Origin of the sequence: Verrucomicrobium spinosum DSM 4136 = JCM 18804 (assembly GCF_000172155.1) — a bacterium.
GTDB classification, from domain to species: Bacteria; Verrucomicrobiota; Verrucomicrobiia; order Verrucomicrobiales; family Verrucomicrobiaceae; genus Verrucomicrobium; species Verrucomicrobium spinosum.
The window spans coordinates 6,659,491-6,680,437 of the sequence record NZ_ABIZ01000001.1; the positions used below are offsets into that span (position 1 = coordinate 6,659,491).

Genomic DNA, 20,947 nt, shown 5'->3' on the forward strand with positions numbered 1-20,947 from the left:
TCTTACATTCCAACTGCCGTGGCGTAGCTTCCGCCGCCGCCCAGGATTTCTTCCTCTCCGGAGTTCCGGTTCACCACCTTGACGTCGAGGCCGAGGCTTTGCATTTCTTTGATAAGCACGTTGAACGATTCCGGCGTGCCTGCTTCGAGCGAGTTGTCGCCCTTGACGATGCTTTCGTAGATGCGGGTACGACCTTGAACGTCGTCTGACTTGACCGTGAGCAGTTCCTGCAGGGTGTAGGCGGCACCGTAGGCTTCGAGGGCCCACACCTCCATCTCCCCGAAGCGCTGACCACCGTACTGGGCCTTGCCGCCCAACGGCTGCTGGGTCACGAGCGAGTAAGGTCCGACCGCACGAGCGTGGATCTTGTCCGCCACAAGGTGGCCCAGTTTCAGCATGTAAATGTATCCCACCACGACTTCGAGAGCGAAGGGCTCGCCAGAGCGGCCGTCGATAAGCTTGCTCTTGCCGTTGAGGCCGATCCACTCAAAGCCAGGAGTGGCTTTGGCCTCTTTGAGATAGCCAAGGATCTTGTCTTCCTTGATACCGTCGAACACCGGGGTGGCCACCGTGAAGCCCAAGGCCTTGGCAGCAACGCCAAGGTGGGTCTCAAGCACCTGTCCCACGTTCATACGGGAAGGCACGCCCAGTGGGTTCAAGCAAATGTCCACCGGGGTACCATCTTCAAGGAACGGCATGTCTTCTTCAGGGACGATGGTGGCAACCACGCCCTTGTTTCCGTGACGACCGGCCATCTTGTCACCGACGCTCAGCTTACGCTTGCTGGCGATGAACACGCGGACCTGCTTGATCACGCCGCTCTCCATTTCCTCGCCCTGTTCAAGGCGGTCAAGACCACGCTCACGCTCGATATCCGCTTCGTCGAACTTCGCTTCGAAGGCCGCAACGATGTCCATGATCTTGTTGCGGATCGGGCTCTGGTCGATTTCCACCGTGCGGTAGTTTTCAGCCAGGGTGCGAAGAAGAGTCTTCGTGATCTTCTTGTTGGCACCGATGATGACTTCGCCAGTCTCACCGTTCACCACGTCGAGCGGGATCTTCTCATTGAGAAGGATCTCGGAGAGCTTCTCGGTCAGCTGCTCCGTGAGCTGCTCCACCTTGTTTTTGTGCTCTTCCGTGACCTGCTTGATCTGCTTCTTCTGCTCGCTCGGGGAGAGGCGCTCTTTGTCAGCTCCATTGCGGGAGGAGACACGCACATCCATGACAATCCCGGTGCAGCCGGAGGGCACGCGCAGGGAGGTGTCTTTCACGTCAGCGGCCTTTTCACCAAAGATGGCGCGCAGGAGGCGTTCTTCAGGAGCCAGCTCGGTTTCGCTCTTCGGAGTGATCTTGCCGACGAGAATGTCACCAGGTTTCACTTCAGCACCGATCCGGACCACGCCGTCAGCACCGAGGTTACGCAGCGCTTCGTCACCCACGTTCGGGATGTCTCGGGTGATTTCTTCCGGACCCAGCTTCGTGTCACGGGCACCCACTTCGAAGTCCTCGATGTGGATGGAGGTGTAAATGTCCTCCTTCACCACGCGACGGGAGATCACGATGGCATCTTCGAAGTTGTAGCCGTTCCAAGGCATGAACGCGACGAGCATGTTGCGGCCCAGCGCCAGTTCACCATGATCGGTACAAGGACCATCCGCGAGAACATCGCCCTTCTTCACTTTCTGCCCGCGCTCCACCAGCGGACGCTGGTTGATGCACGTGCCGGCGTTAGAGCGCATGAACTTGCGCAGCGGGTAGAAGTAAATGCCACGCTCAGGATCCGTCGTGATCTTAGTCGGCTCGGCCGCGAAGGCCTTCTCGCTGATCGGCAACTGTCCGTCTTTGGTGACAATGATGTAGTCAGCCGTGGCTGCGGCGACAATGCCACCGGAGTCGGAGACAATCACTGCCTGGGAGTCCCGGGCAGCCTTGGATTCCATGCCAGTGCCCACCAAGGGAGCCTCAGCCTCAAGAAGCGGCACGCCCTGGCGCTGCATGTTCGAGCCCATCAACGCGCGGTTGGCGTCATCGTGCTCAAGGAACGGGATCAGAGACGCGGCAACGGACACCATCTGCTTGGGTGACACGTCCATCAACGTGGCCTGCTCTGGGGCCACTTCAAGGAAGTCCCCACGATAGCGGACCGAAACCTTGTCCGACTTAAACTTGCCGTTCTCGTCGATGATGTTGTTGGCCTGAGCCACATTGTGGTTCTCTTCCTGGTCAGCCGTAAGATACTCGATCTTGTCGGTCACCACCCCGCTCTCCACCTTGCGGAAGGGCGTTTCGATGAAGCCGAACTCGTTGATGCGAGCATAGCTGCACAGGGAGTTGATCAGACCGATGTTCGGACCTTCCGGGGTCTCAATCGGGCAGATACGGCCGTAGTGCGAAGGATGCACGTCGCGCACTTCGAAGCCTGCACGGTCACGGTTCAGACCACCAGGCCCGAGGGCGGAGAGACGACGCTTGTGGGTCAGCTCGGCCAGAGGGTTGATCTGGTCCATGAACTGGCTCAGCTGAGACCGGGCGAAGAAGTCGCGAACCACGGCGCTGAGAGCCTTGGGATTGATGAGCTTCTGAGGCGTCATCACGTCCATGTTCACATCAAACAGGGTCATGCGCTCCTTCACCAGACGCTCCGTACGGGCAAGACCCACGCGGCACTGGTTGGCAAGCAGTTCACCCACGGCACGCACACGGCGACTGCCCAAGTGGTCAATGTCATCCAGCACACCTTCACCAGCACGCAGTTTGAAAAGATAGCGGAGGGAGGACACCACATCCATGGCGGTGAGGATGCGCTCCTCGCTGTCCACCTTGATGCCAAGCTTCTGGTTGATCTTGTAGCGGCCAACGCGGGTCAGGTCATAACGCTTGGGATCAAAGAAGAGACGCTTCACGAGCGCGCGTGCGTTCGGGATGGTCGGCGGGTCTCCAGGGCGAAGACGGCGGTAGATTTCCTTGAGAGCCTCGTCCTCGTCGTGAGCGGGGTCCTTGCGCAGGGAGGCGATGATCAGGTCATCCTGCGTGGCGGTGACGCAGCGGATGCTCTTGTGACCCAGCTGGATGAGCTGGCGCACAATGCCGAGGGTGAGCGGCTCATAGGCACGGGCCACGATGAGTTCACCATCCAGGATGTCGCGGAAGATCACCTTCTGAGCGAGGTCTTCCTCGTTCATGGTTTCCTTCAGCTTGAGGTCCTCAATCGGGTAGAAAAGTTTGAGGATGTCCTCGTCACCTGGATAACCGATCACACGCAGAAGCGTGGTGGCAAGGAACTTACGACGACGACGACGACGGTCGAGATAAACGTAGAGGAGGTCGTTCGTGTCGAACTGCACCTCCAGCCAGGTGCCACGGTCAGGGATGATGCGGAAGCCATACAACCAGCGCCCGTTAAGATGCTGCTGGGTTTCAAAGCAGATGCCCGGGGAACGGTGCAGCTGGCTCACTACCACTCGCTCAGCACCGTTAATGACGAATGTGCCGCGGGTCGTCATCATGGGCAGTTCGCCCATGTAAACGCGCTCCTGTTTGGCACCCGCTTCGTCACGCAGTTCATAGGTGACGTACAGCGGGGCGCTAAAGGTCTCCGCCTCGCGGATGGCCTGTAGTGGATTCAATTTGGGCTCGCCGATTTCATACTGCGTGAAATCGAGGGTCATCTTCTCGTCGTAGCTCGAGATCGGGAAGACTTCGCGGAACACCGCCTGTAACCCCAGGTCCTTGCGCTTGCTCGGCGCGATGTCTTTTTGCAGGAATTCCTCGTAAGACTTCAGCTGAATCTCAATGAGATTCGGCGGTTCAACGGGTTCCTTGAGTTTGCCAAAGTTAATGCGCTGGGACATACGGCGGGGTGGCTGGGTGTTGGCAATGAGTTGCGGGCAAACCGGCCTGTTAAGCCGGGGAAAAAAGAGTCAGGGCGGCGGACAAAAACGGCTGTTTTTGCGGCCTATGTCGGAGGACAAAAAAACCCCCGGGCGCGCAAGCGCCCGTGGCGAAAAACAGTCTCATCACGCTCGGGCTCGTTCCCCAACTCACATCCGGCGACCTTGCGGGCGGATTGGAAGTTGTTGTACGGGAAGAGAACGGGCATTGAGGAAACGCTGGTTTTTTGAAAAAGTTCCGCCGCCCCCACTGGAGCGGCGAAACCTGCAAAAGAAACAAACTTACTTGATCTCGACCTTGGCACCGGCGGCCTCGATCTTCTTCTTGATCTCTTCGGCTTCTTCCTTGCTGACACCCTGCTTGAGAGGCTGGGGAGCCTTTTCCACAAGGGCTTTCGCTTCGGCGAGGCCAAGGCCGGCCACAACGGCACGGACTTCTTTGATGACGCCGATCTTGTTCGTGCCACCTTCGGTAAGGATGACGTCGAACTCGGTCTTCTCAACTGCGGCTGCGGCTGCAGGAGCAGCACCGCCAGCGGCGGCCACGGCGACAGGAGCGGCGGCGCTCACGCCCCACTTGTCCTCAAGGGTTTTCACAAGTTCAGCAACTTCCAGGACGGTAAGGCCGCTGAGTTCGTCAACGATTTTATTCAGGTCTGCCATAGTAGTATTTCGGTATCGCCGTCCTCTGAAGCTTCAGAGGTTTTGAGCCTGACAGCCGCCAGACCGGCAAGGAACCATTGGATTTTAGGTATTCAGGTGGAGTCGCCTCCACCATCGAGTCAAATTGTAAAAAGGGTTGCCGGGGCAACCCACGGAAAATTAAGCGGCTTGTTCTTGTTCGCCCTTGGCCTTGAGCACGCGAGCCAGGGAGGCGGCGGGCTCGTTGAGCAGGCGGACCAGCTTGGAAGCCGGGGCTTGCAGAACGCCAAGCAAGGTTGCAAGAAGCACTTCGCGGGAAGGAAGGTCCGCCAGGACCTGGATGCCGGAAGCATCAAGGTACTTGCCGTCCAAAACGCCGGCTTTCACCTGGGGCTTCTGGAACTCGGTCGCGAAGGTCTTCATGACCTTGGCGGCAGCGCACACGTCTTTCTCACCGGTGACCACAGCGGACTGGCCCGTCAGGACATCACCGATTTCCACGGGATACCCAGCGCGTTCAGCGGCCTTCTTCACCAGCGTGTTCTTATACACGTGCATCTCAGCGCCTGCAGCGCGGAGGCGCTTGCGAAGCTCTTCGAACTTGTCCACTTTCAGCCCGGTGTAGTCCACCACGAACATGAACGGGGAGGCGTTGACCTTTTCCAGAAGGTGCTCAATGAGGATCGTCTTTTCAGCTTTCATCGTCGTTGTTCTCCTTCAGATTTAGGCGGCAGATTTCACGTACTTGCCCAGATCAAGCTTGAGCGCAGGAGACATGGTCGCGCTGAAGGTGATGCTCTGGATGAACTTGCCCTTGGCAGAGGCGGGACGGGCACGAACCACGGCGTCAATCAGAGCCTGGGCGTTTTCCACGATGGCTTTGGGCTCGAAGCTGACTTTACCCACGCCAGCGGAGATGTTGCCATTCTTGTCGAGCTTGAAGTCAGCACGACCAGCCTTGACGGCCTTCACCGCACCGGCGGTGTCATCGGTCACGGTGCCCGTCTTGGGGTTGGGCATCAAACCACGAGGACCAAGTTGTTTACCAAGCTTGCGGACTTCGGTCATGGCGGCGGGAGTAGCGATGGCCACATCGAAACCCGTAAAACCAGCCTTGACCTGGGCGATGAGATCCTCAAAGCCGACAAATTCTGCACCGGCGGCCTTGGCGGCGTCAGCGGAGTCGCCCACGGCGAACACTGCGACTTTCACGCTCTTGCCAGAACCGTTCGGAAGGGGGCAGGTACCACGGACCATCTGATCGCTCTTGCGAGGATCCACACCCAGACGGAAGGAAAGGGAAACCGTCTCGGAGAATTTGGTGGAGGGGAGCTTTTTCACGAGCTCTGCCGCTTCTTCCAGTGAGAAGAATTTGTTAGCCGGAACGAGTTCCGCCGCTTTTTTGTAACGCTTGCTTCTTTGTTTCATGGTCTTGTGCAGTCCGAGCGAGCCTGAGTCTTAAGCAGGCTCTCCTGCCATGGTTTGAGTTTTGGAGATTTAACCGACAACTTCGATCCCCATCTGACGGGCGGTACCAGCCATGATGCGGGCAGCGGCGTCGAGGTCCTGGGTGTTGAGGTCAGCCAGCTTCAGCTTGGCAACTTCTTTGAGTTGAGCCTGGGTGAGCTTGGCAACCTTCTTTTTGTTGGGCTCACTGGAACCAGAAGCCAGATTGGCAGCCTTCTTGAGAAGGATGGATGCCGGGGGCTGCTTGGTGATGAAGGTGAAGCTCTTGTCCTTGTAAACGGAAATGACGGTCGGCAGGATGTCGCCAGCCATCTTCTGGGTGGCGGCGTTGAACTCCTTGCAGAACGCCATGATGTTCACACCGGCTTGACCCAGGGCAGGACCGATGGGCGGCGCGGGGTTGGCAGCTCCAGCTTTAATCTGGAGCTTGATCATTTTAACGACTTCTTTGGCCATCGCTTGTTCTTGTTACTACGGTTTGAGTTGAAAGGGGGGGGAGGAGCTTGCCTGAATCAGAAAAATCAGGCCTTCTCAACCTGCCAGTATTCCAGATCCACCGGAGTGGAGCGGCCGAAGATGTTCACGGAGACGCGCAGCAGGCCCTTCTCCGGATCGATTTCTTCGATGATGCCAGTCTGGCTCTCGAAGGGACCGTCCGCCACGCGGACCGTGTCTCCCACGGAGAACATAAACTTCGGCTTCACGCCTTCCTCACGCTCACGCACCTGGGCGAGCAGGACTTCGACCTCTTTCGGACGAAGGGGAATCGGGTGATCCTTGGTGCCGGCAAAGTTCAAGAAACCGTCGGTTTCTTTGACGAAGTGCCAGGTCTGCACCACGGGCTTGTTGTTCTCATCCAGCAGCCACATATTGGCGAGGATGTAGCCCGGGAATACCTTGCGGGTGGATTCGCTGCGCTTGCCTTTTTTGACTTCAGAGACGCGCTCAGTGGGAACCACCACTTCGAAGACGAATTCCCCCATCTCCTCAGACTGGATGCGGCGCTCCATATTTTCACGCACGCGCTGCTCGAGCCCGGCGCGGACGTGAAGGACATACCACTGGTCGTGAGGTGCGGGGATCGCTGGCATGATGGAAAAGTAAAAGGGAAGCCGGACGAGACTAAACGGACAGGACTGGCAGATCAGAGGATCGTCGCCGCCTTGAAGAACATGCGCATCACGAAGTCAAAAGCGCCCGTGAAGCCAGCAAAGATCAACATGGCAACAAAGACCACCGTCGTGGCATCGGTCAGCTCCTTGTAACGGGCGAAGCCCTTTTCCTTGGGGTCCCATGGCCATGTGGCCTTTTTCATTTCGCCCCAGACTTCGGAAAGATAGCGTGACACTCGGCTCATGTTGTTCGTCAGGCAAAAAAGACTGTCAGGTAAGATGGCACGCCAGGTAGGACTTGAACCCACAACCAATGGTTTTGGAGACCACTACTCTACCAATTGAGCTACTGGCGTGTTTATCTTGACGAACAGTCTTTGTATTACAGCACAATTTTGAAACTGCAAGTGTTGTGATGCCTTTTGGCGACAATGCCGCCGTGAGACTTTTGCAAGCCTCGCGGCGGCTGCCACCCAAACGGCAATCAACAAAATCAGTCGAGAATGTCAGCCACACGACCGGCACCCACGGTACGACCACCTTCGCGGATAGCGAAGCGCATCGTCTTTTCCATGGCGATCGGGGTGATCAGCTCGATTTCGACGGACACGTTGTCACCAGGCATCACCATCTCTACGCCATCGGGGAGTTTGACCATGCCGGTCACATCGGTCGTACGGAAGTAGAACTGAGGACGGTAGTTGGTGAAGAAGGGCGTGTGACGGCCACCTTCGTCCTTGGAAAGCACGTAAACTTCAGCCTTGAACTTGCGGTGGGGCTTCACGGAGCCGGGCTTCGCGATCACCTGGCCGCGCTCGACATCCGTTTTCTTCACACCGCGAAGAAGGAGACCGACGTTGTCACCGGCGCGACCTTCGTCGAGCAGCTTGCGGAACATTTCAATGTCCGTGACAGTGGTCTTGACGGTGTCCTTGATGCCGACGATTTCGACTTCACTCATCTTCTTGATGATGCCACGCTCAACACGGCCGGTCACCACGGTTCCACGACCTTCGATCGCGAACACGTCTTCCACAGGCATGAGGAAGTCCTGGTCGATCGGGCGCTCGGGAAGCGGGATGTAGCTATCCACAGCGTCCATGAGCTTGTAGATGTTGGCCTTCTGCTCGGCGTCACCTTCAAGAGCCTTGAGGGCGGAACCCTTGACGATCGGAATGTCGTCGCCGGGGAAGTTGTACTTGCTGAGGAGGTCGCGAACTTCCATCTCGACGAGGTCAAGGAGTTCTGCGTCGTCCACCATGTCCACTTTGTTCATGAACACGACAACAGCGGGAACACCCACCTGACGGGCGAGAAGGATGTGCTCACGGGTCTGAGGCATCGGGCCGTCAGCGGAGGAAACCACGAGGATGGCGCCGTCCATCTGAGCAGCACCAGTGATCATGTTCTTCACATAGTCAGCGTGCCCAGGGCAGTCCACGTGGGCATAGTGACGCTTGTCGGTTTCGTATTCGACGTGAGCGGTGTTGATCGTGATGCCGCGCTCTTTCTCTTCAGGAGCCGCGTCAATTTCATCATACTTCTTCGCCTGCGCATACCCCTTCTCCGACAGCGTGGTCGTGATCGCAGCGGTCAGCGTCGTTTTGCCATGGTCAACGTGGCCGATGGTGCCAATGTTGACGTGGGGCTTGTTCCTCTGGAATGCTTCTTTAGCCATGGGTTTGGGTGTTGTAGTATGCGCGTTTGGTTTGGGGAACTGAAAGTCAAATCCGAGGGTCGATGGAGCTCGTGGCGGGGATTGAACCCGCGACCTCGTCCTTACCAAGGACGTGCTCTACCACTGAGCTACACGAGCGCACCATTAACCGGGGATGTGCCACTTTTGAGGGAGACCAGGATGCCTGCCTTGCGTCTTCACGCAGAGGAATTCATCACTCGCCGACCCGAAAAAAGTGGATCGCAAGTTAGTTGATCGAGCCGCTCTGTCAAAAAAATTTGGAATTATTTTTGCCGATTTTGCGCTTTTCTGGTGTTTGCGGCGTCACGTGCCCTCAATTCGTTCAAGTTGAGGGTGTTGGGCGACCATTCTACAAGAATGGTCGCCAGCACTTAGATGGTCTCTCGATCAAACGGAGGTCACTTCGAAGCCTTTGCGGTAGGTTTTGCTCAACAAGGCCTCGGCAGCCGGTTTTCCGGCGATCTTCATTGTCGCAGTGTCCCAATCCAGGGTCTCACCCGGGAAACGGGCCGCCACGTTGCCAAGCTGCACCGCTTCGGCGAGTGGGCCAGCGTAGTGGAACCCTCCGTCGGTTTTGGTGCCTTCAAAAATGTGATTGATCCAGACATGCCAGTGTGGCGTGCCCGTGACGTCCCTGGGATACGCGAAGCCTTGAAACTTTTCGAGGGGATACAGCCGGGGGCCCGCCACATGCGGGATGATCGCATTCCCCTGTTCTCCGATCACCAGGGAGCCCGCCTTGGGCAGATTGAATGTCTCCGGCATCTGGGCGAGTTCCTTGGGCGGCTGCAGCTTGCCATCGTACCAGATGATCTCGACGGTGTTCCCCGCCGTGAACTGGGTGCCAGGGAACACGTAGTGCACCCGCTCCGGCCCAGGCCAGATCTCACCATTGATGCCCTCGTGCTCCGCGCGGACAGACACCGGAGCCGTGAGCTCCAGGGCGGTGAACAGCGGATCGAAGATGTGGCAGCCAAAGTCCCCCAGCGCCCCGGAACCAAATGCCTGCCAGTCGCGCCACACAAACGGGTGGTAGGCATCCGCCACATACGGACGCTCGGGAGCGGCCCCCAACCAGAGGTTCCAATCCACATTGGGCGGAGGGGCAGTTTCCTTTTCCTTCGCGGGGCGATCAAGGTAGTCAGTGCGCTCGCGGCCGTCCACCCCTACCCAGCTGTGAATCTCCTTCACCTTGCCGATCGCCCCTTCGCGCAGCAGGCGTACAGCCAGCCGATACTCCAGGTTGGAGTGAATCTGGTTTCCCATCTGGGTCACCACCCCGGTCTTCTCCGCCCAGAGGCGCATCTGGCGGCACTCCCACACCGTGTGCGCGAGCGGTTTCTGGCAGTACACATGTTTCCCACGCTTCATCGCCTCGATTGAAGCCCGTGCGTGCGCATGATCCGGCGTGGAGACGGAGACGGCATCCACCTTGTCCCCCAGCTGCTCCAGCATCTGCATGTAGTCCACGTAGTGAGGCACGCCGGGGTACTCCTTGTCCGCCTTTTCAAAACGGTTGCTATCAATGTCGCAGAAGGCCACCAGCTTGGCCTTGGGATGGTTGCCGATGTTCTTGAGATCGGCGAAGCCCATGCCATCCACACCGATGTTGGCCACCTGCAACATGGAGTTGAGCGGCTTGGAATAGGATCCGCTAGGGAGGATGAAGGGGGCCGCGACGGCGCTCGCAGCAGTTTGCAAGAAGCGGCGGCGGGAGTTGAGCGATTTCGGCCGGGAAGAGCTGGGAAGATCAATTGCCATGCCGCGACTACACGCGGAACAGCCAGGGTGTTTCAGCGCGGGGCCAAGACTATCACATTCGGTGACTTCCTGCATAGGCAGAGGCAGATCCCGCGCCTCTGGCCGCCTCAAGCTAGTCCTGCACTCGAAGGGATCCTCCAATCATCTTGAAAAGAGCCTGGTGCTTCCTGATCCGATCTTCCCCCACCGTTCCCTCCTCCGGCCCAAAAGTGTTGATCTGAAAGTTGATCATGTACCTGCCCCGGAACACGCGGATGACTTGCGCCGCACGCAAAGCTCTCTCACCCAGTTGCTCATAAGGCTGCCTGCGCGTGAACAGGAAAGCAGGCATGCCATTCACCCGGGTTTTGAGAAAGGAAGTGAGCTCGATCCCAAGGACTTCATAGCTCTGCCGCAGCATGTCCTCTGTGTATCTGGCATACAGTTCATCCGCTCTCACCGGCATCCCATTCTCATCCACCGTGGGATTGACCAGCACCGTCATCCAGACGTTCCCATGTCCGTAGCAGTTGCGGAAGCCAACGAGCTCCTTCTTCGGCGACACTTCCGCCTTCCAGCTCATCGGCACTTCAAAAGTCACTTCCATCCCACTGTTGGCAGTATGCTGAATCCGGCGACTGAAGCCGTCAGAGAACTCCTTCTCAGGCGACTTTGAATAGACCGGGTGGTTCCAGAGGAGATTCCCGCGAACCAGGTCAACTTCAATCGCCCCCTTGGCCCGGCTGTCCACCAGCTTCAGGAATTCCCGGGCCATTTTGACTGTTGCAACATCATCATATTTGGCCAGCTCCTTCCAGCTCGCTGCGTCCATCTGGGCTAGCATGGCTCTCCCTTCCTCGGGGGCTTTTTTAATGATGTCGGCCTCGATCGCGTCGCATCCACTGGCGAAGGGTGAAGAAAGCCATGAAGCTCGTGCGGCATACACCTCTACCGCCAGACTTGGAAATGCCTTCTCCAGCTTGTTGAGCTTCCACTCAATGCCCCTGGCATACATCCTGGACTGGAGCAACTCGGTGGGGAGATCTCCCTTGGGCGTGCCAGGGATCGCCACATAGGGCTCGGCTGGCAAAACCACGGAGGACAACATCTGAAAGAACAGCAAGGTCAGGCAGAGAGCGCTTCTGATCATACAATCCTTTAGGTCAAAAAAACCGGCCTGTCCAGCAATCCTGCTCCATCCGGCCATGGGCTCCCTGCCTCCTCACGCGGAACAGGCCTCATTGCCGCCGACGCGCACCCATCATCTCCTTTTGCCATGCAAGGAGTGCCGTCTTAAGCCGTTGCACCACCTCCGGTTTGCGCTCTGCGAGATTTTCCGTCTCTCCAAAGTCTGTGCTGAGATCGTACAACTGCACCGCGGATCCATCATAGTCACAAAGCAGTTTCCATGAACCTTCCCTCATGGCGAGGTCCGGGAGAGGCTCTTTGTTTTTTGGCCCCATGGTTTTACGATCAGGCGGACGGGACCAGAAAAGAGGAGCCGTGCGCGAGGCCTCGCTCTTCCCCAGCAACACGGGAGCCAGATTTTCACCATCGAATCGCTCCGGACCGGCATTGGCACCGGCCAGCGCCAGCAATGACGGCGCAATGTCGATGGCGGCAAAGACAGATCGCTCATTGTGGCTCGCCGCCTTCCCCGCCTCCATGATCCCGGGTGCCCAGGCAATAAGGGGCGATCGCACGCCGCCTTCATACAGCGTGGCCTTGGTGCCGCGGAACAACCCCGCCGAACCCGCTCCGGGCTCGGGGCCGTTGTCCGAACACACCAGCACGAGGGTGTTATTTCGCAAAGCTGGCGTGTCCCGCAGATGGTCAAACAGGCGCCCCAGCTGGCGATCCATTTCTTCCAGCACCGCCAGATACAGGCCCCGCTTTCCCTCCCGCCACTTTTCAACCGGCGGCCAGAAGGGGCTGTGCACATCATCCGGCCACAGGTTGACGTAGAACGGCTTCCCTTCCTGGGCTGACTTGTCCATGAAATGGATCGCAGCCTCCACAAACCCGCCGGTGATCTTTGATCGTTGCATCCAAGTCACGGGTCCCCCGAGCCGCTCGGCATTGACCCAGATCTTCCCTGGTGCAGCGTCTCCAGGCTTGAGTGTCAGCGGCAAAAGCTTGGGCCCCATGCCTTCGAAATTCGTAAGCGACTCATCGAACCCGTACGCCGTGATGGGCGGAGCATCATCCACATCCCGTTGACCACCCAGATGCCATTTGCCGAAGTGGCCCGTAGCATATCCCCTGGCCTTCAAGGCCTTCGCCAAAGTCGGGGCCTGGGGGGCCAACCAGTTCACCATGCCCCTCTGGAGATTGGCCGCACGGGCCTCCAGAAATGAGGTGATTCCCCAGCGCTGAGGATACTGCCCCGTGGTGAGAGCGCAGCGCGAAGGGGAGCAGATGGGGGAGTTCACATAGAACTGGGCAAATCGGATCCCCTCCACGGCCAACCGGTCAAGGTGAGGGGTCTGAGCCTCCTTGTTGCCGTAGCAGGAAAAGTCCCCCCACCCCATGTCGTCAATGAGCACCATGACGATGTTTGGAAGCCCGGGAGCGACGGTGGCTCCGGGGGCAACGCCTCCCGTCGCCAACCAGAGGAGGATCAGGGCGAGGGGTGAGAATGACATTCGTGAGGGCATCCCTCTGCAACGTCTCCTTGCAGGGGGAAATTCATGTGATTCGGGCAATTCCTCTTCCTTCCGGGCGATTCGCATCTCGCTGCCGGTCGTGTGCGGTCACACCAGCTCGCCAAACCGCTCAGGGCATCGCGAGTTGAACCCCTCAATCTCCACAGAACCCGATCCTCCCTTGAGCAAATGATACTCCTCCGCAAAAAGATTGAAACTGCAGAGATCAATCGGCGTCACTTCGGAAGCGTTGATCTTGCCAATCACTCCGCCCGCTTCGAGAGCGGCTGCGGCAAGCTCTGAGCAAAAGAATCGGGTAAAATCCTCCTCATTCCGGGTCGCAGCCCCCAACACCGGCGAGCCATCAAGAGCATCCAACGCGGAGCACACCGCCTGAGCGACGTCGTACCCTCTGCCCTGATGAGCCATCAGGAACCGGGTCAGTTGCTCAAGATCCAGCTTTTCACGAGCACTGGCACTTAGAGGGAGCCACCAGATGTGCCCCTCATAGCTCTCGATATGGTGACAGAGCCGGTTCCGCAAAACGCCACCAGAGCTTTTCCCGGTGATGTGGTCGCGGTGTAGAAACGTGGACTCCATGATATGCACCGCCAGACTGCCTGTTGTCAGGTCTGCCTCAGTTTCGACGCTGCACACGATGCCGACATGAGACACCGTCGCCCCAGTCGCCCATTTGATCACATCTGAAAAATTGTTCTTGCCCGAAAAGGCAACCACATCCCCAGGCAACATTCTGGCCCGGATCTCATGATAGGAGCTGGTGATGACAGGCATGGCGCGAGACAATTCACGGTCGGACGAGCATGCCTACACTATCGTCAGCCCGGTGGGTTGCAACTCCCTCGCGCCGTCAGCCGGATGGAAAAAGTCGCGGACCTGGAGCCCCATCACTGCCCGCGCCCCCTCCCTGACCGTGGAGGCAGCTCAGGCTCGTCGCCGACGCATGAGCAACAGCAGCAGGGCCGCGATGCAGATCACGATCTCAAACAAGAACGTCCAGTGAACCACAAAGCTCCACACCCACCAGCTGCGAGTGGCGGGCACGGTGACAAGGAAGAACGACTGGTCTGACAGGGGGTAAAGCCAGCGAATCCCCGCAAAGGGCGTATCGAGCAGCAAATGAAGGAAGACGCCACCGACGAACGATGTGGCAGCCAAAGCCAGGGCCCGGCTGCGCAAGATCAACGCCAAAATCAATGAAACGCCCCATGCCGCCAGCCAAAAGACAGGCAGATGCGTCCAGTAGTCATGGTGAAGATGCCGCCCCTGGTCGATGAGGTAGAAGTACAGCATGTCGGCATCCGGAAAAATGCTGCCGACAACGAAAGGAACGAACAACAGGTGGCGGCGCTCTGCCGCCGCCCTCCGGGTTAACAGGCATGCGCCGAGATAACCCGCGGGAAGGTGGGCAATGAACATAGGGGGATTTTTTTTTGGGGGGGGATCGCACCCTAAAGGATTGCTCCAAGGAGGTCCACAACGAAATCCGCCCCATGCCCGCAGACTTCAACTGATAAGCAGCAGCCGTGCTGGCTGCCCGCGCTCAATCACCGGTGCACGATGGATGCAAGGCGGCACGAGGCTTTCAGGATGGGCAATGGCGATACGCCACAGGTTGCCAATGCCGAAAAAGTAGGGCCGGGCCTCTGGCAAGGGCGCGTAGTGCAGGTTGAAACAGTTATCGCTGAGGAACTCCTCAAATTCCTCGTCATCCTCGCCCCCATACAGTTCCAGCAACTCCGCGCGGATCTCCGGCACGTCCACCTTGCGCACCGCCTCTTCATTGAGCAGGCCTTCCGAGGCGGTGTGGTTGTAACTGCAAAGGTAGGTATCCGCCTCCACTGGTGCGCTATCGACGTGGAAGGAGTACACATCTGTGATCACCGGGCCGCCCTCCTCATCTCTTGGATAGCCGTGAATGCAATCCAGCACGGGCGAGAGACCATGATCCGCCAGGGCCTTGCGATCAGCGATCAGGACGTCCCTGGCAACCTGACCAGCTGGACTCAGCACGAGGCCATTGAGGGTCGCTTCATCCAGCGCCAGACGACCTTCCTTCACATCGAACTGGTCCACGACCTCGTCAAAATCACCCGGCAGGGTTCTCGCCCAGCAAAGCGCGTTGATGCCGTCCGCGAACTTGGTCGAAACGAGCTCCTCAAAGCTGTGTACGTACTTGATGCGGGGACAGTCTGGATGGGGAGGGCTTGAGGACATGTGAAGGAGGCGGGGGCCAGAATAGGACCACACCCCGCAACGACGTCAAGCCAGCGCCCCGGTCGCATAGTTCCACTCAGCGGGAAGCGGCTCCAGGCATGACGGGCATTCATAGACCTCGTCCTTGATGACGCAGGTCTGGAGACATCGTTGGCAGTAGCGGAATTCGAACGCGGTAGTGAATCCCTGAACACCCGGGAAACCTGCTGCTTTCAGGGCGAGATCGAGAGCAACCCATGCGCTTGATTCAGGACAGTATCCGGTTGAGAGATTGGATGCCTCTTCAATCACCAGTCCCGTCTTGGACCTGCGAAAGGCAATTTCACCCGCACATTCCACGGGTGCCCCTCTTGCACAGGCGATGTGTTCAGAATGCCGGTCCGCGATGAACAAGTGATGCCCAGACAACACTGTGTAGGTAAAGACCTCTGAAGGGGTGCCCGGAGAAAAGTATCCCGCATCAAGCGCCCACTTCATCAAACCATCCGCCGTGGTCACTTCATGCCTGGGAGCGGCCATGTTGACCTTCTCCTTGATGGCAGCAGGACCCACGTAAGGATAAATTCGCATGCAGGGAGCAGGTCTTCATGAAGCAGGCACTTCACCGGCAGACTGCGATTTCAAGCGCTTCCTCTCCACCAGACCACCGATCAGTCCCGACAAAAACAACGCAACACCAAAGAACCCAAACACCATCCCCACTGCGGTTGAGACCATGCTTTTGGCGATAGCTGCACTCAACTGCTCGGGATCGCCGACCCCATTGCCCCCCAAGACCTCGAAACTTTGGGTGATTCCCATCACCGATCCCAGCATCCCGAGCAAAGGTCCAGCCAATATGAGCAAACCGCCAATGGTCATCATCCGTGTGAATGCGGGTTTCATCAGGGAACCAACATGCGCAAGGCAGCGCCCCCTGTCAATGCCAGCCCCAGCACTGGAGATTACCAGGGAGGCGAGCAAGCCATTCCGAAAACGCTCACCCACACACCCTTTGAATGACCTGCTCAATCTGATTAAACTCCATCTTTCCGCAAACGGCGGATGCGCCTGCTCTGACCAAAGCAGCATTGCCCTCGTCATGGGAGGAGACTGCCACGATGCTGATGCGGTCGCCCGACGCCCGGACTTTGCTGACGAGCGCATCGCCTTTTCCGTCATCGAGATCAAAATCTACCAGCATCAAATCAAACGTCTCTACAGCTCGCACTTCCAGCGCTCTGGCTATGCTCGGCACGACGATGACATCATGCCGCGCAAGGAATAGACGAATGACATTCGCCGCAAATACATCGTGGTTTTCGACATAGAGAATCTTCATCAGCTCTTGCCGGATTCAGAGGCAGAATCACCGGCTGAACTGCGATAGACGCGGAGCAATTCGGTGACGAGAACCCCGTCAATCAGCATCCCCTCATAACAGGCGTCTTCGATCGACAGATGGGAACAGTTGGCGTTGCGGATGACGACGTGAGTCAATGCCACATCCTCGAACCTCGCCTCTGAGAGGTTGACGTCGGCAAACTGGGCCCCGGCAAGGCGCACATCGCGAAACTGCGCCCCGCCAAGATCGGTGTTGAGGAACTCCGCACCGGAAAGGTCCGCATTTTCAATCTTGGATTTCATAGCATGCACGGGGTGCTGAATACTCAGGCTCAACTCCGAGCTTCAGTCGGGAGTGATGAGCCGTTTCCACGAAGGTCTTTTGAGAAGTACAACTTGGCATGACCGCGCGAATCCCAGTCCGGGATCTGGCCGACGATGCTGAAGCGGTGCGCAAGATAGAAGCGGGGCTCCTGGTATTCCATCGTATCCACATATGCATGTCTGCAACCGCATCCGACGGCCAGCCTCTCCGCCTCAGCAAGAAGTGCCGCTCCAATGCCCTGCGAGCGGCACTCAGGGCTGACCGCCATGATGGAAATGCGCAGCCAGGCCATCTGGGTCTCGGCAATCAACCCACCAACCACGCGGGCATCTCTACGGGCGAGAAGCACCAAGGCCCGAGCTTGATGCTCCGGCTGCTGAAGCTGCTCCATGAAGTCCTGATTGGCCGTCCAGTTGTGTTCCCGGAGCCACTGACGAACAAGATCACAGCCTGTCGCCGACACATCGGCCACGGCTGCGATATCCAGATGGTCAGATGCCAACTCCATTCCTCAAACCCGGCTCACCCCGCGTTTTTGCTGTCCCGCTTGGCCTGCTGGCGTTTGGTGGTCGATTTGAGGTGCGCTTTGACGCGGGTGTCACTTCCCGCCAGCGCCACTTTGGTCTTCTTGATGCGTGCCTTGGTCGCCGTGGCTTTGGCTTTTGCCGTCGTACCTTTTTGGGCTTTTTTGGTTGCCATAGGATCAACAGGTTGAGATTCACTTTCCCGCCTCCGGCACTTCAGTGATCCGATCACCGGGGCTTTTCTCTTGCTTCCTAATTCACCTGACAGTGCGATGGTCTGAGATTTTCTCCGTGCCGTCAACGTCTTTGTCGCATCTATCGTGTGCGGTTCACTTGATGCTCAATGAATCGCTGCGCCTGATCCTGCTCAGTTTGTGACACTTCAGGGTGCTCGATCACCAGCCGTAGCAGCTCCAGATAGAACTCCCTCTGACGGGGCTTGCTGGTCACATTCAGGATCCGGTTGACCATCCAGACGGAGAGAGTGGTCGGCTTGCGCCGGATGGACTCCACCAGCTCTGCCTCATAACGCCCCGCCATTTTTTCCAGGGCGTGAACCAGAGGGCCCGGAGACCCGAGATCTGACGCCGGCAAGCGCTCCATGAGGTCGAACATGGGGCGAATCGCCCGCTCGGGTTGAGGCAGCGCCATGAGCTCCTCCGTCAACTCATACAGCGTCCCGATACCATTCGAATTCCGGGGGATGCAATCAAAGTCCTCATAGGTCAGTGCATCAAACGCCTCGAGAATCTGTTCGTACGTGCGTGCCATGATCTTGGAACGGTGAGGAGAACCCCGGGAGTTTTTTAGGATCCTACGCAAACCTGAGGAGGCAGGTCAAGACGGCTTCAATGGCTGGGTCGCCATATAGGCTGCCAAGGCCCTTAACCGCTTCTGCGTTTCGAGTCGCAGCGCGGCCAGCATGACCGGCTCAAGAACCCAGCGCAGCCATCCCGGCTTGGCGGTGAAGCGGAACTTGTAGGTGAGCAGGGATCCTTCCGGTGTGTCCACATGGCGGATGCCGGCAGCAAAGCTCTCGAAAAACTCCGGACGGTTGATCATCTCCACCGCCGCAAGCGAGCCGGGAGCAAAAGAAACATAGCGGGTCTCGATGCCAATCCCTCCCAATCGCCGTTTGCCGACGCACAGTGAGGAGGCCCCCTTTCCTGCCACCGTGTGCCCGCACGTCAAAGCAGCACTGGAAAGGAGCGTGTCCCACTCCAGCCTCCGGGAATAGTCATGAAGCACGTTGAACACTTCCAGTGACGGGCGGCACATCGTGCAGGAGACGGATCCGGTGGGCATGGCGGAGTGGTTCAGAGAGCAAAGCCAGGTTGCCCGTCACTCAAGATAGACCTTAGGGAGACTGCATTTGCATTCCAGCGTGCGACACACTCTAGGCCTGTCGCAGTTGCAGCGGGGAGTCGCACACACATGCGTCTTCTGGCAGGCGCATTCTGGTTTAAGACAGACCTTTTCAAGAGCACAATTGCAATTTGAAAGGAGGCCGCAGTAGCTCCAGGCTTTGCCATGTGCCGCTGGCCATCTGTGTTGAACGAGGGCATAGCCGAGACAGGCCGCCCACACCGCCATGGCGATAACGGTAGCAGCTGTCGCCCGGTAAACGAAGTCGGGAATATTACCTGCATCCATTCCCGTTGAATCCAACAACGTGAGCACGCTGGCGATAATACCCAACCATATGGCCGCGAAAAGAATGGCTGCACTGATTGATGCGAAGAATCTCATTGAATGACTCGATCGTAGCCGGACATCAACGCCCCACCCCAACAGCCTGTCAACACAACTTGTGCCGCCCGCCCCCCTGCCTGAGTCATACGCAGGCAAATCCGGTTTGAGCCGATGCATGAAACCAAAACGGGCAGACGACCGAAGCCATCTGCCCGCAAGCACCACGAAACCCGTTTGAAGTTTCGAGTTTGAATTTTGGAGTTTACTTCTTCTTCGCAGCCTTCTTGGCCTTGGGTGCCTTCGTTGCCGTCGCCGCCTTCTTCGGAGCCTGCGCATTCACCTCGGCCTCCACCGTGGCCCCCACCTTGAGGCGCAGGCCGTTCAGGCGGATGAAGCCAGTGGCATCGTCCTGGTTGTAGGCCTTGGTCGGGTCCGCTTCCATCGTGGCGATGTGCGGGTTGTACAGGCTGTAGGCGGACTTGCGGCCGGCAGCGTAGATGCCGCCCTTGTAGAGCTTCACGCGCACCGTGCCGGACACGTTCTTCTGGCTCTCTGTCACCAGGGCCTGGAGGGCGAGGCGCTCCGGAGCGTACCAGAAGCCGTTGTACACCAGGGTGGCGTACTTCGGAATCAGGCTGTCACGCAGGTGCATGACTTCGCGGTCCATGGTGAGGCTTTCGATCTGACGGTGGGCGAAGTGCAGGATGGCACCGCCGGGGGTTTCATACACACCGCGGCTCTTCATCCCGACAAAGCGGTTCTCCACCATGTCCACACGACCCACGCCGTGCTTGCCACCCAGCTTGTTGAGTGTCTTCATCACCTGAAGGGGGCTCAGTTCCTTGCCGTTCACGGCCACGCAGTCACCCTTCATGAACTCCAGCGTCACGTACTCCGCCTTGTCGGGAGCGTCTTCCGGAGCAACGGAGAGGGTGAACATGTCCTTGTTGGACGGGGCGAAGGCGTCGAACCAGGGATCTTCCAAGATGCCAGCCTCAAAGCTGATGTGCAGCAGGTTGCGGTCGCTGGAGTAGGGCTTCTTGGCGCTGGCCTGCACCGGGATGTTCTTGTCTGCGCAGTAGGCGATCATCTCGGCGCGGCCGGGGAAGGCGGTGCGGAAACGCTCGTCCCGCCAGGGGGCGATGATTTCGATCTCGGGGGCCAGAGCGGCAGCGGTCAACTCGAAACGGACTTGGTCGTTCCCCTTGCCGGTCGCGCCGTGGGCGATCGCGGTCGCGCCTTCGGCCTGGGCGATCTCCACCATGCGCTTGGCGATGAGAGGGCGGGCAATGCTGGTGCCCAGGAAGTACTGGCCCTCATAAATGGCTCCGGCCTGCATCATCGGGTAGATGAAATCACGGGCAAACTCCTCCTGGAGGTCGTCGATGTAGATCTTGGAGGCGCCGGTCTTCTTGGCCTTCGCGTTCAGCCCCTTCAGCTCGTCGTCCTGGCCGATGTTCGCGCAGAACGCGATGACTTCTGCGTCATAGGTGTCTTTGATCCAGGAGAGCAGGACGGAGGTGTCGAGACCGCCGGAGTAGGCCAGAACGATTTTCTTTTTCATGCTGAAGGGTTGGAGTGGAGCTGTCGGGGGAGTCGGTTTGAAATGAACCGCCAAACAAACACCGATTTGCCCCGCCATCAAGGGCG

General features: G+C 58.2%; 23 protein-coding genes and 2 tRNA genes. All 25 read right to left on the reverse strand.

Annotation, left to right across the window (positions count from 1 at the left end):
- Window positions 1–2 precede the first annotated feature (2 nt).
- The 25 genes from rpoB to VSP_RS27180 all read right to left on the reverse strand — a co-directional run bounded on the left by rpoB (window position 3) and on the right by VSP_RS27180 (window position 20,861).
- A complete protein-coding gene (gene rpoB, locus VSP_RS27060; protein WP_009964682.1) occupies window positions 3–3,851 on the reverse strand; it encodes a DNA-directed RNA polymerase subunit beta in 3,849 nt (1,282 codons plus the stop codon).
- A gap of 321 nt (window positions 3,852–4,172) precedes the next feature.
- The gene (rplL, locus tag VSP_RS27065; protein ID WP_009964683.1) at window positions 4,173–4,553 is read right to left on the reverse strand and encodes a 50S ribosomal protein L7/L12; all 381 of its coding nucleotides are present in this window, start codon (window positions 4,551–4,553) and stop codon (window positions 4,173–4,175) included.
- A gap of 159 nt (window positions 4,554–4,712) precedes the next feature.
- Complete coding sequence (gene rplJ, locus VSP_RS27070) at window positions 4,713–5,234, reverse strand: 50S ribosomal protein L10 (RefSeq protein WP_009964684.1); 522 nt, start codon at window positions 5,232–5,234, stop codon at window positions 4,713–4,715.
- 21 nt (window positions 5,235–5,255) lie between these two features.
- Window positions 5,256–5,960: a 50S ribosomal protein L1 gene (gene rplA / locus VSP_RS27075; protein WP_009964685.1), complete on the reverse strand. Its 705-nt coding sequence runs from the start codon at window positions 5,958–5,960 to the stop codon at window positions 5,256–5,258.
- 69 nt (window positions 5,961–6,029) lie between these two features.
- Entirely contained in the window at window positions 6,030–6,455 is a 426-nt protein-coding gene (gene rplK, locus VSP_RS27080; protein WP_009964686.1) for a 50S ribosomal protein L11, read from the reverse strand.
- A gap of 65 nt (window positions 6,456–6,520) precedes the next feature.
- Complete coding sequence (nusG, locus tag VSP_RS27085; RefSeq protein WP_009964687.1) at window positions 6,521–7,090, reverse strand: transcription termination/antitermination protein NusG; 570 nt, start codon at window positions 7,088–7,090, stop codon at window positions 6,521–6,523.
- A gap of 53 nt (window positions 7,091–7,143) precedes the next feature.
- On the reverse strand, window positions 7,144–7,356 hold the full coding sequence (locus VSP_RS40585) for a preprotein translocase subunit SecE (protein ID WP_038172755.1): 213 nt from the start codon (window positions 7,354–7,356) through the stop codon (window positions 7,144–7,146).
- A 35-nt stretch (window positions 7,357–7,391) separates the two neighbouring features.
- A tRNA-Trp gene (locus VSP_RS27095) sits at window positions 7,392–7,467 on the reverse strand.
- 137 nt (window positions 7,468–7,604) lie between these two features.
- A complete protein-coding gene (gene tuf, locus VSP_RS27100) occupies window positions 7,605–8,789 on the reverse strand; it encodes an elongation factor Tu (RefSeq protein ID WP_009964691.1) in 1,185 nt (394 codons plus the stop codon).
- Between the two features lie 63 nt (window positions 8,790–8,852).
- Window positions 8,853–8,927: transfer RNA gene (locus VSP_RS27105), tRNA-Thr, on the reverse strand.
- 270 nt (window positions 8,928–9,197) lie between these two features.
- Window positions 9,198–10,571, reverse strand: coding sequence for a Gfo/Idh/MocA family protein (locus VSP_RS27110; RefSeq protein ID WP_009964693.1), 1,374 nt, complete (start codon window positions 10,569–10,571; stop codon window positions 9,198–9,200).
- Window positions 10,572–10,683: 112 nt separating this feature from the next.
- Window positions 10,684–11,700, reverse strand: a complete 1,017-nt coding sequence (locus tag VSP_RS27115; RefSeq protein WP_009964694.1) for a hypothetical protein — start codon at window positions 11,698–11,700, stop codon at window positions 10,684–10,686.
- 88 nt (window positions 11,701–11,788) lie between these two features.
- Window positions 11,789–13,195 carry a sulfatase family protein gene (locus VSP_RS27120; RefSeq protein WP_009964695.1) on the reverse strand — a complete coding sequence of 469 codons (1,407 nt, stop codon included), beginning with the start codon at window positions 13,193–13,195 and terminating at the stop codon, window positions 11,789–11,791.
- 108 nt (window positions 13,196–13,303) lie between these two features.
- Window positions 13,304–13,990: a hypothetical protein gene (locus VSP_RS27125; protein ID WP_009964696.1), complete on the reverse strand. Its 687-nt coding sequence runs from the start codon at window positions 13,988–13,990 to the stop codon at window positions 13,304–13,306.
- Between the two features lie 150 nt (window positions 13,991–14,140).
- Window positions 14,141–14,635, reverse strand: a complete 495-nt coding sequence (locus VSP_RS27130) for a metal-dependent hydrolase (protein ID WP_009964697.1) — start codon at window positions 14,633–14,635, stop codon at window positions 14,141–14,143.
- 87 nt (window positions 14,636–14,722) lie between these two features.
- Window positions 14,723–15,433: a hypothetical protein gene (locus VSP_RS27135; protein ID WP_009964698.1), complete on the reverse strand. Its 711-nt coding sequence runs from the start codon at window positions 15,431–15,433 to the stop codon at window positions 14,723–14,725.
- A gap of 45 nt (window positions 15,434–15,478) precedes the next feature.
- On the reverse strand, window positions 15,479–16,003 hold the full coding sequence (locus tag VSP_RS37650) for a hypothetical protein (RefSeq protein ID WP_009964699.1): 525 nt from the start codon (window positions 16,001–16,003) through the stop codon (window positions 15,479–15,481).
- 15 nt (window positions 16,004–16,018) lie between these two features.
- On the reverse strand, window positions 16,019–16,318 hold the full coding sequence (locus tag VSP_RS42635) for a MotA/TolQ/ExbB proton channel family protein (RefSeq protein ID WP_157211083.1): 300 nt from the start codon (window positions 16,316–16,318) through the stop codon (window positions 16,019–16,021).
- 94 nt (window positions 16,319–16,412) lie between these two features.
- Window positions 16,413–16,754 (reverse strand): response regulator, encoded by a 342-nt coding sequence (locus VSP_RS27150; protein WP_009964703.1) that lies wholly within the window; start codon window positions 16,752–16,754, stop codon window positions 16,413–16,415.
- Entirely contained in the window at window positions 16,754–17,059 is a 306-nt protein-coding gene (locus VSP_RS37655) for a pentapeptide repeat-containing protein (protein WP_009964704.1), read from the reverse strand. Before VSP_RS37655 ends, VSP_RS27150 begins: the two co-directional genes overlap by 1 nt.
- Before the next feature lie 29 nt (window positions 17,060–17,088).
- On the reverse strand, window positions 17,089–17,589 hold the full coding sequence (locus tag VSP_RS37660; RefSeq protein WP_009964705.1) for a GNAT family N-acetyltransferase: 501 nt from the start codon (window positions 17,587–17,589) through the stop codon (window positions 17,089–17,091).
- Between the two features lie 14 nt (window positions 17,590–17,603).
- Window positions 17,604–17,780, reverse strand: coding sequence for a hypothetical protein (locus VSP_RS42640; RefSeq protein WP_009964707.1), 177 nt, complete (start codon window positions 17,778–17,780; stop codon window positions 17,604–17,606).
- Between the two features lie 140 nt (window positions 17,781–17,920).
- Window positions 17,921–18,376 carry a hypothetical protein gene (locus VSP_RS37665; RefSeq protein WP_009964708.1) on the reverse strand — a complete coding sequence of 152 codons (456 nt, stop codon included), beginning with the start codon at window positions 18,374–18,376 and terminating at the stop codon, window positions 17,921–17,923.
- A 66-nt stretch (window positions 18,377–18,442) separates the two neighbouring features.
- The gene (locus tag VSP_RS27175; protein WP_009964709.1) at window positions 18,443–18,910 is read right to left on the reverse strand and encodes an SRPBCC family protein; all 468 of its coding nucleotides are present in this window, start codon (window positions 18,908–18,910) and stop codon (window positions 18,443–18,445) included.
- Between the two features lie 649 nt (window positions 18,911–19,559).
- Window positions 19,560–20,861, reverse strand: a complete 1,302-nt coding sequence (locus tag VSP_RS27180; protein WP_009964711.1) for an argininosuccinate synthase — start codon at window positions 20,859–20,861, stop codon at window positions 19,560–19,562.
- Window positions 20,862–20,947: the final 86 nt, after the last annotated feature.